The organism is Cupriavidus sp. DB3, from assembly GCF_020418465.1.
Classification (GTDB): domain Bacteria; phylum Pseudomonadota; class Gammaproteobacteria; order Burkholderiales; family Burkholderiaceae; genus Cupriavidus; species Cupriavidus cauae.
Genome location: NZ_JAIZPL010000003.1, coordinates 78,825 through 94,794 on the forward strand (window position 1 = coordinate 78,825; position 15,970 = coordinate 94,794).

13 protein-coding genes are annotated in these 15,970 nt (G+C 69.8%); 2 read left to right on the top strand and 11 right to left on the bottom strand.

All coding sequences use genetic code 11. From position 1 onward, the window contains the following. Nucleotides 1-46 precede the first annotated feature (46 nt). On the bottom strand, nt 47-3,688 hold the full coding sequence (locus K7G19_RS10010) for an indolepyruvate ferredoxin oxidoreductase family protein (RefSeq protein ID WP_226107116.1): 3,642 nt from the start codon (nt 3,686-3,688) through the stop codon (nt 47-49). A 265-nt stretch (nt 3,689-3,953) separates the two neighbouring features. On the opposite strand from K7G19_RS10010, the gene K7G19_RS10015 reads away from it, so the two are divergent. Then, nucleotides 3,954-4,430, top strand: a complete 477-nt coding sequence (locus tag K7G19_RS10015; protein ID WP_226107118.1) for an Lrp/AsnC family transcriptional regulator — start codon at nt 3,954-3,956, stop codon at nt 4,428-4,430. A 130-nt stretch (nt 4,431-4,560) separates the two neighbouring features. Here K7G19_RS10015 and K7G19_RS10020 read toward each other — a convergent pair whose 3' ends face one another. The 5 genes from K7G19_RS10020 to K7G19_RS10040 all read right to left on the bottom strand — a co-directional run bounded on the left by K7G19_RS10020 (nt 4,561) and on the right by K7G19_RS10040 (nt 9,995). Next, nucleotides 4,561-5,394, bottom strand: coding sequence for an aldo/keto reductase (locus K7G19_RS10020; RefSeq protein WP_226107120.1), 834 nt, complete (start codon nt 5,392-5,394; stop codon nt 4,561-4,563). Nucleotides 5,395-5,584: 190 nt separating this feature from the next. Then, the gene (locus K7G19_RS10025; protein ID WP_226107122.1) at nt 5,585-6,514 is read right to left on the bottom strand and encodes a LysR substrate-binding domain-containing protein; all 930 of its coding nucleotides are present in this window, start codon (nt 6,512-6,514) and stop codon (nt 5,585-5,587) included. A 213-nt stretch (nt 6,515-6,727) separates the two neighbouring features. Continuing rightward, nucleotides 6,728-7,972 carry an amidohydrolase family protein gene (locus K7G19_RS10030; RefSeq protein ID WP_149316605.1) on the bottom strand — a complete coding sequence of 415 codons (1,245 nt, stop codon included), beginning with the start codon at nt 7,970-7,972 and terminating at the stop codon, nt 6,728-6,730. Nucleotides 7,973-7,977: 5 nt separating this feature from the next. Then, complete coding sequence (locus K7G19_RS10035; RefSeq protein ID WP_226107124.1) at nt 7,978-9,279, bottom strand: MFS transporter; 1,302 nt, start codon at nt 9,277-9,279, stop codon at nt 7,978-7,980. A 479-nt stretch (nt 9,280-9,758) separates the two neighbouring features. Continuing rightward, nucleotides 9,759-9,995: a hypothetical protein gene (locus K7G19_RS10040; protein WP_226107126.1), complete on the bottom strand. Its 237-nt coding sequence runs from the start codon at nt 9,993-9,995 to the stop codon at nt 9,759-9,761. Between the two features lie 746 nt (nt 9,996-10,741). Here K7G19_RS10040 and K7G19_RS10045 point away from each other — a divergent pair. Further along, on the top strand, nt 10,742-11,458 hold the full coding sequence (locus tag K7G19_RS10045; protein ID WP_187829090.1) for a histone H1-like DNA-binding protein: 717 nt from the start codon (nt 10,742-10,744) through the stop codon (nt 11,456-11,458). A gap of 342 nt (nt 11,459-11,800) precedes the next feature. Here the strand turns inward: K7G19_RS10045 and K7G19_RS10050 are convergent, their stop codons facing one another. The 5 genes from K7G19_RS10050 to prmA all read right to left on the bottom strand — a co-directional run bounded on the left by K7G19_RS10050 (nt 11,801) and on the right by prmA (nt 15,860). Beyond that, on the bottom strand, nt 11,801-12,268 hold the full coding sequence (locus K7G19_RS10050; RefSeq protein WP_053822532.1) for a hypothetical protein: 468 nt from the start codon (nt 12,266-12,268) through the stop codon (nt 11,801-11,803). Between the two features lie 20 nt (nt 12,269-12,288). After that, a complete protein-coding gene (locus tag K7G19_RS10055; protein ID WP_150082137.1) occupies nt 12,289-13,236 on the bottom strand; it encodes a carbohydrate kinase family protein in 948 nt (315 codons plus the stop codon). A gap of 92 nt (nt 13,237-13,328) precedes the next feature. Beyond that, complete coding sequence (gene tpx / locus K7G19_RS10060; RefSeq protein ID WP_149316610.1) at nt 13,329-13,829, bottom strand: thiol peroxidase; 501 nt, start codon at nt 13,827-13,829, stop codon at nt 13,329-13,331. 119 nt (nt 13,830-13,948) lie between these two features. After that, nucleotides 13,949-14,965 carry a DUF3426 domain-containing protein gene (locus tag K7G19_RS10065; RefSeq protein ID WP_226107128.1) on the bottom strand — a complete coding sequence of 339 codons (1,017 nt, stop codon included), beginning with the start codon at nt 14,963-14,965 and terminating at the stop codon, nt 13,949-13,951. Further along, a complete protein-coding gene (gene prmA, locus K7G19_RS10070) occupies nt 14,949-15,860 on the bottom strand; it encodes a 50S ribosomal protein L11 methyltransferase (RefSeq protein ID WP_149316611.1) in 912 nt (303 codons plus the stop codon). The genes K7G19_RS10065 and prmA overlap by 17 nt, the downstream gene beginning before the upstream one ends. Between the last annotated feature and the right edge of the window lie 110 nt (nt 15,861-15,970).

Here is a 15,970-nt window from a genome sequence, read left to right on the forward strand (position 1 = left end):
TCGATGGCCGCCCGGCCTTATCTCGATATTCCTCCCGATATTCCCCTCAATGCGGCGCGCCACTGCGCGCCGTTCCTGCGTCCGCCTGCCGGATCGGAATTCCCCTGAGTTGACCCGCGCCATTGGCGCCATGCGCGCTGTCCGGGCGCGGATAGCGCTGCGCGTCGAAGCGGTGCAGCAGCTCGGCCGCACGCGCGGCGGCGACCGCGTGCGCGGCCAGCTTGATATGGCCGAAGCCGCGTACCTTGGCAGGCAATTGCGCGATCTCGACGGCGATCGGCAGCCGCGCCTCCGTCAGCGCCGGCAGCAGGGCGCGGATGCGGGCCTCGTAGTCGGCGATGGACTGCCGCTCCAGCCTGCGCTCCGCGGTCCTGCCGAACGGGTCGAAGCGCGTGCCGCGCAGCCGCTTGCCCCTGGCGAGCCATCCCATCAACGGCCATAGCCAGGCGCCAAAGGCGATCTTGCGCGGCGGCTCGCCATGCTTGCCGGGCCGGGACAGCAGCGGCGGCGCCAGATGGAAGCGCAGCCGCAGCGGGCCGTCGAAGCGCTCGCGCAGCGCCTGCCGGAAGGCGGGATCGCTGTGCAGCCGCGCGACCTCGTATTCGTCCTTGTATGCCATCAGGCGCGCGAACTGCTCGGCCACCGCACGGGTCAGCCGGCGCTCGCGTCCGGCCTCGCCAAGGGCGTCCTCCGCGGCCTGCACGGCCTCGACGAGCGCGGTATAGCGCGCCGCGTAGGCGGCGTCCTGGTAGGCGGTCAGCAGCGCCACGCGCTCGGCGATCAGCTGCGGCAGCGGCGTGGCCGAGGTCGCCGCGGGCTCGGGCGCGACCAGGGCCAGGCCGGCGGGTTTGCCATCGCTCGCGCCCAGGCGCGTCAGCGCGAGAGGATCGCCGGCCGCCAGGCGTCCCAGCGCCAGCGCTTCCAGGTTGGCGTCCACCGCGACGCCGTTCAGCTCGATCGCCCGTGTCAGCGCCGCCAGCGAGACCGGCACCAGGCCCTTCTGCCAGGCAAAGCCGAGCACCACGATGTTGGCCGCCACCGTATCGCCGAGGAAGGCCGTGGCGAGCGCCTGCGCGTCCAGCGTGTCGATGCCGCCCGAACCCGTCGCGTGGCGCAGCTTGGCGAGCAGCGCGTCGGCATGCAGGTCGGCATCCGGATTGCGCTGGAATTCGGCCACCGGCGTCGGATGGGTATTGGCGACGATCTGCGTGCGCCGCGGCGCGACCGTCTGCAGCACGTCGGGCGAGGCGCCCACCGCCAGGTCGCAGGCCAGCACCGCATCGGCCTGCTGCGCGTCGATGCGCGCCTGGTTCAGCCACTGCCGGCTCTGCGCGAGCCGCACGAAGGACAGCACCGCGCCGCCCTTCTGCGCGAAGCCCATGAAGTCGAGCACGCTGGCCACGCGTCGCTCCAGGTGCGCCGCCATCGCGATCAGCGCGCCGACCGTCACCACGCCGGTGCCGCCGACGCCGACCACCAGGATGTCGAAGGGCCCGGGGCCGAGCCGGGGCGCCGGCTCGCGCAATGCCGAAGCCTGCTCGCGCAGCGCCGTGGCGCCGCGCTCGTGGCCCACCGGGTGGCGCAGCGTCGCGCCCTCGACGGTGACAAAGCTCGGGCAGAAGCCCTTGACGCACGACTCGTCGTGATTGCAGCTGGCCTGGTCGATCTGGCGCTTGCGCCCCAGCGCGGTCTCGACCGGCTGCACCGCCAGGCAGTTGGACTGCACGCTGCAGTCCCCGCAGCCCTCGCATACCGCCTCGTTGATGAAGACCTGCCGCGCCGGCGCCGGCGCACGGCCGCTCTTGCGGCGGCGGCGCAGTTCCGCGGCGCAGGTCTGCTCGTACAGCAGCACGGTCACGCCCGGCACCTCGCGCAGTTCGCGCTGCACCGCATCGAGCGACTCGCGCGGATGGAAGGTGGTGCCCGCCGGAAAGCAGACGCGGCGGCCGCGATGCACGTCGATGCGGTCGCTGACCACGGCGACGCGCGCGACCCCTTCGGCGCTGACCTGGCGCGCGATCGCCTCGACGTCGAGCGGCCCGTCGACCGGCTGCCCGCCGGTCATCGCCACCGCGTCGTTGCACAGGATCTTGTAGGTCACGTTGGTGCGCGCGGCCACCGCCTGGCGGATCGCCAGATAGCCCGAGTGATAGTAGGTGCCGTCGCCCAGGTTCTGGAACACGTGCGGCGTCGCGGTGAAGCAGCTGTGCGCGACCCAGTCGACCCCTTCGCCGCCCATCTGGATCAGCCCCGAGGTCTCGCGGTTCATCCAGCTGGCCATGAAGTGGCAGCCGATGCCGGCCTGCGCGCGCGAGCCTTCCGGTACGCGGGTCGAGGTGTTGTGCGGACAGCCGGGGCAGAAGTAGGGCTGGCGGCGGATGCCATCGGCCGCGTTGGACAGCAGCGCGTGCTCGCTGAACTGCGGCACCAGTTCGCGCCGGTCCAGGCCGCGGCTCAGGCGGGCGAGCCAGTCGGCCACCGGCTGCATCAGCCGCGACGGCCGCATCTCCTCGCGCTCGGGCAACAGCGGCCGGCCATCGATGCCGAGCTTGCCGGCGATCGCGGGGCGCACGCCGTCGGGCGCGTTATAGAACAGCGCCTGCAGCTGCCGCTCCACCAGCGGGCCCTTTTCCTCGACCACCAGGATCTCTTCGAGGCCGCGCGCGAAGGCCAGCAGCCGGGTCGGCTCGACCGGACAGGTGAGCCCGAGCTTGTAGACGCGGATGCCGGCGTCGGCCAGCGCCTGCGTCGAGATGCCCAGGCGCCGGAACACTTCCATCAGATCGTGATGCGCCTTGCCGCAGGTCACGATGCCGGCGCGGGCTTCGTCCGCCTCGACCACCATGCGGTCGATGCTGTTGACGCGGGCGAAGGCGCGCACCGCGTCGAGCTTGGCGCCGAGCCGCTGTTCGATGCGCGGCGACGGCAGGTCGGGCCAGCGGTAGTGCAGGCCGTCGGGCGGCGGCATATGGCCGGTGGCCCGGCGTATCGCCTCCGCGTCCTGCCAGCAGGCGACGCGCGCATGGACCTGGTCGAGGTCGACCGTCATCGCGCTCTCGACGGTCTCCGACAGCGCGGTGAAGCCGACCCAGTTGCCCGAGTAGCGCGACAGCGCCCAGCCGTAGAGGCCGAACTCCAGGTACTCGGCGACATCAGCGGGGGCGAGCACCGGCATCGACCAGGCCTGCATCGCGAAATCGCTCTGGTGCGACATCGACGACGACACGCAGCCATGGTCGTCGCCGGACACCACCAGCACGCCGCCGTGCGGCGAGCTGCCATAGGCGTTGCCATGCTTGAGCGCGTCGCCGGCGCAATCGACGCCGGGGCCCTTGCCGTACCAGAGGCTGAAGACGGCGTCGACGGTGCGTTGCGGATCGCCCTCGACCTGCTGGGTGCCGAGCACCGCGGTGGCGGCGAGCTCTTCGTTGATCGCGGGCAGGAAGCGGACGCCGGCGGCATCGAGCAGCGGCGCGGCCTTCCACATCGCCTGGTCGACCATGCCGAGCGGCGAGCCGCGATAGCCGCTGACGAAGCCGGCGGTACCCAGGCCGGCGGCGTGGTCGCGCCGCGCCTGTTCGAGCACCAGGCGGACCAGCGCCTGCGTGCCGCTCAGAAACACCTGGCCAGCGGGCGCGGTCAGGTTGTCCGACAGTCGATAGTCGGTGCGCAGCGTGCGTGTCTCCATTGCGGCCTCCTTACGGCCTGCCGACCAGCCTCTTCTTGGGCCTGCGAGCAGCGTCCGGGCAGCGTCCCGGCAGCGCGCTGTCGTTGACGCACGGGCGATGCGCGGGCGATGCACGGGCGATGCACGGGCGATGCGCCGCCGGTGTACCGGCCGTCTCCAGGCCCATCTCCTGAAGACCATGTTAGGCACGCGATCGGAGAAATGGATTTCTCAATTTTGCCGCCAGGGCCTAGATTGGAGAAAACCCATCTCGATAACGGGCGATATGAAGAACGAAGAGGTTCTGGACGAGTACTCGCGCCGCATCCTCGCCGAGCTGCAGCGCGACGCGCGCCAGTCGCTGCAGCAGCTGGCCGGCGCGGTGGGCCTGTCGGTCACCCCCTGCTGGAAGCGGCTCAAGGCGATGGAGGAGAGCGGGGTGATCCGCAACTACACGGTGTGGGTCGACCGCGAGCGGGTCGGGCTGTCGAACTGCGTGCTGGCCGAAATCAATCTGACGCGCCACAGCGAGACCGTGGTCGACGAATTCGAGGCCGCGGTGCGCCGCTGCCCGGCGATCGTCGAGTGCTATCGCACCACCGGCCAGGCCGACTATCTGCTGAAGGTGCTGACGCCGGATATCCGCGCCTACGACGCCTTCCTGCACGACGTGATATTCCGGCTGCCGGGCGTCACCGGCATCCGTACCAGCATCGTGCTGTGCGAGGTCAAGAGCGGGGCGCCGCTGCCGATCGGCGCTTGAGTTGGAGCCTGAGTCGGGGCCTGAGTCGCGCGCCTGAGTGGTGCTCCTGAGTGGTGCTCCTGAGTCGCGCGCCGGAGCTGCGCGCATGCCTCGGTGCCTTGGTCGCTCGTCCCGGTCCGCGCCGGCGGTGCTACAGCATCTCCAAGGGACGCGGCCCGCGCGGCGGCGGAAACAGGGCATCGAGCTCGGCCAGCTGCGCGGCGTCGAGCGCGATCGACACCGCCGCGGCGTTCTCGCGCAGTGCGTCGCGCCGTCCCGTCTTCGGGATCGCGATCACGCCGTCGCGCGCCAGCAGCCAGGCCAGCGCGGCCTGCGCCGGGGCGATGCCATGGCGCGCGGCAAATTTCTTCAGGCCGGCATGGCGCAGCAACCGGGCCTGCTCGATCGGCGAATAGGCCATCACCGGCACGCCGCGCTCGCGCAGCCATGGCAGCAGATCCCATTCGATGCCGCGGCGGCCCAGGTTGTACAGCAGCTGGTTGGTCTGGACCCGGTCGCCGCCCGGTACCTTCCACAGCTCGCGCATATCGTCGAGGTCGAGATTGCTGACGCCAAAGTGGCGGATCTTGCCGGCCTGCTGCAGCGCGAGGAAGGCCTCGATGGTCTCGGCCAGCGGCACGCCGCCGCGCCAATGCAGCAGGTACAGGTCGATGCGGTCGGTGCCGAGCCGGCGCAGGCTCCGTTCGCAGGCCGCCACCGCGTCGCGCCGTCCGGCGTTGTGCGGATAGACCTTGGTAACCAGGAACACCTCGTCGCGCCGGCCGGCGATCGCCTCGCCGACCAGTTCTTCCGACAGCCCCTCGCCATACATCTCGGCGGTATCGATCAGCCGCAGGCCAAGGTCCAGGCCGAGCCGCAGCGTGGCGATCTCCTCGGCCCGGCGCGCGGGATCGTCGCCGATATTCCAGGTTCCCATGCCGAGGGCCGGCACGCGTTCACCGCAGGGCAGCAGCACTTGCTTCATGGCGCATCGCTCCTATGTGTTCCGGGATTCGAGGTTCGGGATCGGGATCGGGATCGGATTCGGATTCGGATTCGGATTCGGATTCGGATTCGGCATCCGGGATCGGGATCGGGATGCCGATGGCGTGGGCGCATCGGTCGGCGCCGCATCCATCGGCGCTGCCTTCGTCGGCGCTTCATCCGTCCACACTTTATCCCTCGGCGCTTCGTTCGCCGGCGCGGCCATCGATGCCGCTCTGCTGCACCAGCCATTGGCGGAACGCACGCGCCGCGGCCGGCTCGGCGCGCTCGCGCGGCCAGATCGCGTAGTAGCCGCCGCCCAGGGTCGCGCTCGCCTGGGTTGCGCGCACCAGCAGGCCGTCGCGCAGGCAGGCATCGATCATATGCCGCCAGCCCAGCACGATGCCGTGGCCCTCGATGGCCAGCTGCAGCAGGATCGGATACTGGTTGGCCACCACGCGATGGTTGGGGCGCGCATCGGGCAGGCCGTTCTGCGCCAGCCAGGTCTCCCATGACATCCATTGGCGCTGGGCGTCCTCGAGCACAAGCAGCGTCTCGTCGACCAGGTCGGCGGGTTCCAGATGCCGGCCGCGCAGGTAGCCGGGCGTGCAGACCGGGAACACTTCCTCGTCGTACAGGCGCCGTGCCGCGAAGCCCGGCGGCGGACCTTCGCGCAGGTAATAGAGGCCGATATCGAACTCGGCGCCCGACATCGAGGCGAGGCTGTCGTTGACGACCAGGCGCAGGTGGATGTCCGGATGCGCGGCGCGAAAGCGCGCCAGCCGCGGCGTCAGCCACAGCACCGCGACGCCGGACGAGCAGGCTACCGACAGCTCGGTATGTCCCTTGCGCTTCATCACGTCCTCGGTCGCCTCGGCGCATCCGACCAGCAGCCGCTGCACCACCTCGGCATAGCGCTGGCCGCTGACGGTCAGCCGCAGCGCGCGCGGCTCGCGCACGAACAGTTTCTTGCCGAGGAATTGTTCGAGCTGGGCGACCTGCCGGCTGATCGCGCTCTGCGTCAGATGCAGCTCGGCGGCGGCGCGCGTGAAGCTGCCGTGCCGCATCGCCGCCTCGAAGGCGATCAGGCAGGGCAGCGGAGGAAGCGGGGAAATGCGCATGGCGGCGTCCGGTCGGTCAAGCCGCCATGATAGTGGAGGGCCCACGTTGGGCATGAAGGGACAGCCCCGCGTGGGGCTCCCCTCTCCCGCTCGCGGGGGAGGGATTGGGGGAGAGGGCAAGCGCGCTCGCCATGCGATGGGGCGCCACATCTCCCCCTCTCCCCGGCCCTCCCCGGGAGAGGGAGAACTACAGAGCGACAGACGCAGGGGACGCTACTGCGCCGCGCGTGTATGGATCCGCCCGCCCTGCATCACCAATGCCAGGTGTTCGCCCTGGCCCATCAGCAGGCCGATGTCGGCCAGCGGGTCGCCGTCGACCACCAGCAGGTCGGCCAGCGCGCCGGCGCGCACCGTGCCGAGCTCGCCCTCGCGCTGCAGCAGCGCGGCGGCGATCGAGGTGGCCGAGCGGATCGCCTCCAGGTTGCCGAGCGCGTCGGCGCGGATGCGGAACTCCTCGCTCTGGCACTGGTGCATCTCGCCGAGCAGGTCGGAGCCGAAGGCCATCGGCACGCCGGCCTCGGCGTAGATGCGCAGCGAGTCGTGGCCGGCCTGGCGCACGGTCTCGATCTTGGCTACCGACTCGGCCGGCAGGCCCAGCCGCGCGCCGTCGCGCGCCAGCGCCTCGTAGGTGATCACGGTCGGCACCACGAAGGCGCCATGCTCGCGCATCACCTCGGCGGTGGCGCGGTCGACCAGGTTGCCGTGCTCGATCGAACGGACGCCGCAACGCACCGCGCGGGCGATCGCGCGCGGCGTGTAGGCGTGCGCCGCGACATAGGTCTGCGCGGCCTCGGCCTCCTCGACGATGGCGCGGATCTCGGCCTCGCTGTACTGCGTGTTGGCGATCGGATCGGTCGGCGAGGCGACGCCGCCCGAGGCCATGATCTTGATCTGGGTCGCGCCCTTCTGGATCTCCTCGCGCACCGCCAGCCGCACCGCGTCGACGCCGTCGACCACGCGCGCGATCGCGCCGGCGCGGAACGCGCACGAGCAGGGCTCGAGCGTGTCGCCGCGCGGGCGGAAGTCGCCGTGGCCGCCGGTCTGCGACAGCGCCTTGCCCGACGGGAAGATGCGCGGCCCCGGGATCAGGCCGCTGGCGACCGCCTGCGACAGGCCCCAGTCGGCGCCACCGGCGTCGCGCACCGTGGTGAAGCCGCGCTCGAGCATCGCGCGCATGATCGGCAGCGCGCGGATGGCCACCAGCACGTTGGGCTGGGTCGCGTTCAGGCCGAGGTTGGCGAGCGAGGCCAGCACGTGCACGTGGCAGTCGATCAGCCCAGGCATCACGGTCTTGCCGGCGACGTCGATGCGCCGCAGGTCGGGGGCGTCTGGCAGGTCGAGCGGCGTGGCCGATACCGCGGCGATGCGCTCGCCGTCGATCAGGACGTCGTGGCGGCGCAGCAGGCTGCCGTGCGCCGGGTCGAGGACGTTGCCGCCCTGAAGCAGGATTCTGGTCATGAGTCTCAGTGTCGTTGCAGATAGGCCGGCTCGCGGACGAAGCGCGTGCCGACGAAGCTGATGGCGGCGGCGATCATCACGTAGAAGGCGGGCGCCATGGTGCTGCCGGTGCTGGCGATCAGCCAGGTGATGATGAACGAGGCGAAGCCGCCGAAGATCGTCACCGCCAGGTTGTAGGCGACCGACAGGCCGGTCGACAGCACCTTGGCCGGGAACAGTTCGGAGAAGGCCGCCAGGATCGGGCCGGTGTACGCGGCGATCAGCACGCCGAACACCAGCTGGAACACCAGCAGCGACGCCAGGCCCGGCACGTGGTTGATATAGAAGAACATCGGATAGGCCAGCAGCAGGATCAGCAGCGCCGAGCCCGACAGCAGCGCGCGCCGGCCGATGCGGTCGGCGAGCCAGCCGACGATGGGCGAGAACACCATGATCGCGAGGCCGCCGACCATGCCCGCGATGAAGCCGGTGGACTGCGGCACTTGGAGCACTTTGACCGAGTAGGTCGGCATATAGAACAGCAGCACGTAGGTGCAGACCGTCCACAGGATCACCATCGAGAAGCTCGCCGTGGTCTCGCGCGGGTAGGTCTGCACGATCTCCTTCAGCGGCGAGTCGGAGCGCTCGGCGTTGTCGCGGAAGGTCGGCGTCTCGTCCAGGTGATGGCGGATGTAGTAGCCGACCGGACCGATCACGATGCCCAGCAGGAAGGGCAGGCGCCAGCCCCAGCTGTTCAGTGCCTCGCGGCTCAGCGCGCTGGTGACGAAGGTACCGACCGCGGCGCCGAGCAGCACCGCGACGCCGATGCTGGCCTGGATCCAGCTCGAATAGAAGGCACGCTGGCGGGCGGGCGCGTACTCGGTCAGGAAGGCGGTCGCGCCGCCCATCTCGCCGCCGGCGGAGAAGCCCTGCATCAGCCGCGCGACCACGATCAGCAGCGGCGCGAAGACACCGATCTGGTCGTAGGTGGGGGCGATGCCGATGATGGTGGTGCCCAGCGCCATCAGCAGGATGGTCAGCGACAGCGCCTGCTTGCGGCCGACACGGTCGGCATAGATGCCGAGCACGATGCCGCCGACCGGGCGCATGAAGAAGCCGACGCCGAAGGTGGCGACCGCCAGCAACAGCGACGACAGGTCGTTGCCGGTCGGAAAGAACAGCCGGGCGATGATGACCGCGAAGAAGCTGTAGACCGTGAAGTCGAACCACTCGAGGCCGTTGCCGATCACCGTCGCGACGATGGCGCGGCGGCGTTCCCTGGCGTGAGTGGCGGGCAGCGCGTCGGCGTGGGCTACGCTCGCTTGCATGTTGTTCTCCTGTGCATGGTTTCCTCCTCTGAGATGGACAGCGCCCGTCCGCGGCAGGCGCAGCGGGCCCGACGGCCGATGTTAGAAGCTGGGCCCGCGCAGGCGGTAACGAAATCTGCGCATGTCCGCATGCCGCCGGCGCATGGATCGGGGCATGCGTCGGCGCATGCGTAGGGGCATGCGCAGGGGCATGCGCAGGGGCATGCGATGGTGTCCGCCATCGTCCGACAGTCAGGCGCCGGCGAGCGATGGCGAGCGATGGAGGGCGATGGCGATCGAGGACCATCGAAGGGGCGTCGTGGATGCCGTCGGTCAGCGTCGAGGGTCGCGGAAGACCGTCGACGATGCGGTCCAGCGCGTGGTCGATCGCCCTCGACGGTCATCGATGGAGCGTCGATCGAACGTCGATCGAGCGTCGATCGAGCGTCGGTGGGGCATCGACATCGCGCTCGCGAAGGGCAAAGCGTTGCGTCGGCGCATCACTCGATCGACGTGCGTGCACGCTGCGCGCCGACGCGCGAGGCGATGTCGATACGCGATGCGTGCCGCGACGTCGCGACGGCTGTCGTCGCCGTCGATGCGCTCGTCGTTCGTCTCGCGGCGACGGTGTCGAGCGGTGCCGCGATGCGCTGCGATGACGCCGCGTCGTGCGGTGACAAGCGACCCCGCAACACGCGCGACCGATCTTCAGTGCATGCCGCAAAGCCTTGTCGCATGCGGCTTTGCGGCGAGCATGCGGGTTCTCCCTCGTGTCTTCGCCGCGGCCTCGCGAGGGCTGGCGATGGGTCGCTGCGAACGTCGTCGCGAGGTCCGCGCGCAGCGGTCGCGCACCGCATCGTCGGCATATCGATGAGGCCGCGATGCGATCGACGACGAGGGTCTCGCAGCGTGTCGTCGCGGCATGCGATGCGTGTCTCGACAGCGCGTCGCGCATGTCATCGCATCGATGTGTTCGTCATCGCAATGCGCGCGCATTCGATGGCGTGATTTTTTGGAACTTTTTTCTTAACATCACCGACCAAACGAATTATGATTCGCCTTGACAAGAGTCTCTCTTCATTGCATGAAGCAAGACATCGCGAAGCGAAGAACTCGAACAACAACCGCGGCGCGTTTCGATGCAGTGATGCAGGTAGCCGAGGAGCAACAGAACTTTGACGCAGACCAGACCGGGCTGGCTTCTTACAACGCGTACAGTCTCCTGTGGCCCATTGACGGGATGGGTTCGCTACCTCGAACAACACGGCGTCTGCCTGGCGCGGGCCATGACCGCGAATGCAGGTCTGCCGTCGGAATACTCCTACTTGGAAGCCGCGTGTCGTCGGGCAACGACGCGCGAGCGGATCGAATACTGCAGGACGCGGCGAGCGTTGCGCGCGGGTCATCGCGTTGCACGTCGCCACGGAAGCTTCGCCCTGCGCGGAGCGCCTGCCAAGGAATTCATTAGCGTGCGGCAGCCGTATTGCGGCACGCCGATGAATCGCTCGCTCGACTGGGGTTCGCAAGCAATAACGCCTCGGGTCGGTCGGGTCGCCAATTTTGGACATTCGATATTCACGCTCTAGTGAAGGAGTCATCCATGGCAACGACTGCGAAGAAGAAACCTGCGGCCAAGAAGGCCGCGCCCGCCAAGAAGGCAGCCGCCAAGAAGGCCGCACCGGCCAAGAAGACCGCGGTGAAGAAGGTCGCCGCGAAGAAGGCCGCGCCGGCCAAGAAGGCCGCGGCGAAGAAGGCCCCCGCCAAGAAGGTCGCGACCAAGAAGGTAGCGGCGAAGAAGGCGGCACCGGCCAAGAAAGCCGCAGCGAAGAAGGCCCCCGCCAAGAAGGTCGCGACCAAGAAGGTAGCGGCGAAGAAGGCGGCACCGGCCAAGAAGGCCGCAGCGAAGAAGGCCCCCGCCAAGAAGGCCGCGACCAAGAAGGTAGCGGCGAAGAAGGCGGCGCCGGCCAAGAAGGCCGCGGCCAAGAAGACCACCGCGAAGAAGGCGACCGCCAAGAAGGCCGCGCCGGCCAAGAAGGCTGCCGCGAAGAAGGCGCCGGCGAAGAAGGCTGCCGGCAAGAAGGCCGCTGCCCAGCCTGCCTCGGCCCCTGCCTCGTCGCCCGCCTCGGCTCCCGCGCCGGCCGCCAAGACCGCGCTGAGCCCGGCCGCCGCCTGGCCGTTCCCGACCGGCAGCCGTCCGTAAGCGTTGACGCGCGACCTGTGCGCGCTCGATTCCTGCGGGAATCCTTGGGGCACCTTCGCGTGCCCGGATGACCGGATACCCCGTATCCGGCCGGCATGACTGTGGTCCTGCCAACCCGCCGCCGGCAACTGCCGCGGCGGGTTTTTTGTTTGGGGTTCGTCCCAACGCACCGCGATCTGCCCGAACGCAGCGCGACGCCATAGCGGCTCTCCGGGATCGCGCCGCCGGTGCACGCGCAAACAAAAACGCCGCCCCCCGAAGGAGGCGGCGTCGTGATCGACGGCCGGTGAAGCGCGCCGCTCAGTGCGTACGGCTCAGTACGCGGCGCTCAGCGCGTGCCGCTCAGTGCGTGACCCGCGTGACGCCGCCCGAGGACAGCAGCCGCACGCGTTCGCCCGGACGGAAGATCTCGTCGGCGTCCTGCGTGATCGCACGCATCTCGCCGTTGTCCAGGCGCACCGTGATCTCGAGCCCGCGCCGCTGGTCGACCCGGTTCTCGATCGCGCTGCCCGCCATGCCGCCGAGCACCGCGCCGAGGATGCCGGCCGCCACCGAGCCGCTGCCGCTGCCGATCGAGCTGCCCGCCGCGATGCCGCCGATGGCGCCGCCCGCCAGCGTGCCGACGCCCGATTGCTGACCCTGGATCATCACCTCGCGCACGCTCTCGACCACGCCGTAGCGCAGCGTCTGTTCACGCTGCGCCTGCCCCGGCGTATAGATGCTGGCGGAGTTCGATTGCGTGGCGCAGCCGGCCACGAGGCTGGCGGCCGCCACGAGCGCGACGCCGCAGGTTCGGATAAGGGTTTGCATGGTGATTCCCCAGCAAGGGTTTACGCGTAACGGTAGCCGAAGGCCGACTCGAACATCTGGCCGATCTGCTCGCGCGAGACCTTGTAGTTCTGCGGCCCCTGGTGCGCGATCTTGATCGCGCCCATCAGACTCGCGAGCCGGCCGGTAGTTTCCCAGTCGAGGCCTTCTTCGATGCCGTACAGCAGGCCGCCGCGGAAGGCGTCGCCGCAGCCGGTCGGATCGACGACCCGTTCGGCCTGCACCGCGGGAATATTGTACTGCCGGCCATCGGCGTGAATGGTGGCGCCGCGCTCGCCGTGCGTCACGATGAAGGCGCGCACGCGCGCCGCCACCTCGGCGCTGCTCCAGCCGGTGCGCGACAGCAGCACCTGGCCTTCGTAATCGTTGACCGTCACGTAGCTGGCCAGCTCGACGAACTGGCGCAGGTCCTCGCCGTCGAACAGCGGCATCGCCTGGCCCAGGTCGAAGATGAACGGAATGCCGGCCTCGGCGAATTGCCGGGCGTGGTGCAGCATCCCTTCGCGGCTGTCCGGCGCAACGATGCCCAGCCGGGGCGCGCGTTCGCCCTTGAGCGCGTCCTGCACCTGCGACAGCTGCGACTGGCTCATCGCGCCCGGATGGAAGGCGGTGATCTGGTTGTTCTCCAGATCGGTGGTGATCATCGCCTGCGCGGTGAAGGTGCCGGGCAGCGTGCGGATGTGCTCGGTGCCGATGCCGAGCTCGCGCAGGTAGTCCAGGTACGGGCCGGCATCCTCGCCGACCGTCGCCATCACCACCGGCTCGCCGCCGAGCAGCTTCAGGCTGTAGGCGATATTGCCCGCGCAGCCGCCGAACTCGCGGCGCATGCCGGGGACCAGGAAGGACACATTGAGCATGTGGATCTGGTCCGGCAGGATGTGTTCGCGGAACCTGCCTTCGAACGTCATGATGGTGTCGTAGGCGACGGAGCCGCAGATCAGGCTGGGCATGGATGCTCCAAGGTGTTTTGGTTCTGGTGGATCGCTGGTGGTGCTGCTTGTTTTTTCCCTCTCCCGTGGGCGGGAGAGGGAAACACGGTCGCTTACTTCAACGCTGCCAGCGCCGCGTCATAGTCCGGCTCGTTCTTGATTTCCGGCACCAGCTGGCTGTAGGTCACCGTGTCGTTCTGGTCCAGCACCACCACCGCGCGGGCCGTCACGCCGGCCAGCGGGCCGCTCTGGATGTCGACGCCGTAGTCGTGCTTGAACTGCGCGCCGCGCATCGTCGACAGCGGCACCACGTTGCTCAGGCCTTCCGCGGTGCAGAAGCGGCCCATCGCGAACGGCAGGTCGGCCGAGATGGTCAGCACCACGGTGTCGGCCAGCGCGCTGGCCTTCTCGTTGAACTTGCGGGCGGAGGCCTGGCACACCGGCGTGTCCAGGCTCGGCACGATATTGAGGACCTTGCGCTTGCCGGCGAAGTCGGCCAGCGTCACGTCCTTCAGGTCCTTGCCGACCAGCGAGAATGCGGGGGCCTTGTCACCGGGTTGGGGAAATTTGCCGCCGACTTCGATCGGGTTGCCGCCGAGGGTCACAGTGCTCATGGTCGCTCCTGGTTGAGGGGGGACGCGGCGCGCGCGGCCGGATGCCGCGGCGGCGCATCCCGGGGAATTCGAGGATGGTTCGGGTGTTCGGCGATGCATCAGCGATGCATTCGGGATGCTCAGGGATAAAACACCGACACGCGGTAGTTGTCCGCTGCCTGCCGAGTCCGGAATCGTACCTGAAGGGGCAGCTCGGCGCCCGCCTGCAGGCCCGCGGCGCCATCCGGATCGCGCGCGCGGTGGGCCGCCGGGAGGTAGTCGGCCGGCATCAGCACGCGCCGCTGCAGCGGGCGGTCCTGCGCGTCGGTCAGCACCAGCTCGATCGCCGGCAGCGCCACCACAGCGCGGCCCTCGTTGCGCAGCGTCATCGTCAGCAGATAGTCCTCGGTGCCGGCATCGGGCATCTGCAGTTGCGAGCCGTCGATGCGCAGCGCGGACAGGTGTTTCGCCGGCGGCACGCGGCAGCCCAGCGGCGCGCAGGCGGCCTCGAGCCACGGCCGCAGTGCAGGCACGCGTCCGGCCAGTTCGGTGCGCCACAGCAGCGCCGCGGCGAGCAGTGCCAGCAGTGCGGCCAGTACCGCGGCGGCCGCGGCCCAGCGCAGGCGACGGCGGCGTGCGGCCGCCCGCCGCGCCGCCAGGGCGGCCTCTTCGGGCGTGCCGGACAGATCGGCGGAGAAGGGAACGGTGTCGGGGGCGGCGCCGCCTTGCCAGCGGCGCATGGCCTGTTCGCGCGCGATCGCGCTCGGGGCGATCTCGTTGGATTCGGCGGCCCGTGCGCGCAGATAACCGCCGGCGCTCAGGCCGGCTTTGGTGCCGACGTTGGTGCCGACGTTGGTGCGGGCGTTTGCGTCGGCGCTGGCGTCGGCGTTTGCGTTGGCTTGGGCAGTGGTCCCGACGTTGGTGCCGGTGTTGGCGTCGGCGCTGGCGTCGGCGCTGGCGTCGGCATTGGTGCCAACGTCGCTGTCGGCATTGGTGCCCGCATTGGTGTCCGCATCGCTGCCGGCGTTCGTGGCGGCGTTGGCACCGGAGCGGGTGCCAGGGTCCATGCCGCCGTTGCGGCCGGCATGCCGCGGCCCGGCCTCGCGCCGGGCGTCTTCAGGGAGTTCGGAGTGATCGGCGTCAGGGGCGGGTGCCATGCAGACACACCCAGCCTTCGTCGCTGCGCCAGACGCTCAGCGGCAGCCACGGCGCATAGGCGGCGGCGACCTCGTCGGCCTGCCGTTCGAGCACGCCCGACAGCACCAGCCGGCCGCCCGGCCGTACCCGCGCGCTCAGCATCGCGGCCATCAGCTTCAGCGGGTTGGACAGGATATTGGCGACCACCAGGTCGTGGGTTGTGGCGCCGGTGGAGGCAGCCAATGCCGCGGCGTCGTCCGGCAGCGCGAAGGTCGCGCTGACACGGTTGCGCTCGGCGTTGTAGCGCGAGGCCTCGACCGCGTTCGGATCGATATCGACGCCGAGCGTGTCGCCGGCGCCGAGCTTCTTCGCGACGATGGCCAGGATGCCCGAGCCGCAGCCGTAGTCGAGCACGGTCTCGCCCGGGATCAGGTTCTGCTCGAGCCACTGCATGCACAGCCGCGTGGTCGGATGGCTGCCGGTGCCGAAGGCCAGGCCCGGATCGAGTTCGAGCACGACGGCGTCGGGTTCCGGGGCATCGTGCCAGGACGGCACCACCCAGATGCGCTCGCCGATGCGGATCGGCTCGAACTGCGACTGCGTCAGCCGCACCCAGTCCTGGTCCTCGACGCTGCGCACCTCGCTGGCTGGCACCGCGCAGCCCAGCGCGTTGGCCGCGGCGGCCAGCACCAGCGCCGGGTCGGTGTCCGCGTCGAACAGCGCCACCAGCCGCGAGTGCTGCCATGCCAGCCGGGTCGGTTCCATGCCCGGCTCGCCAAACAGCGGCTGCTCATCGGGCGTGTCGGCGTCGGCGTCCTCGACCGAGACCGACAGCGCTCCCAGCTCGAACAGCGCGTCGGACCAGGCCTCGGCCTGATCCTGGGCAATCTCGATTACACATTCCTGAAATGCCACGCGCTTTCCCCATGCTGGCCGCCTGCCGTGGTCGGCGGGGCGGCCGTCAAACTGCCTGCTGCAGCCGGCCCGGCTCGGACCGGCCCGAACCGGCCCGAACCGGCCCGAAC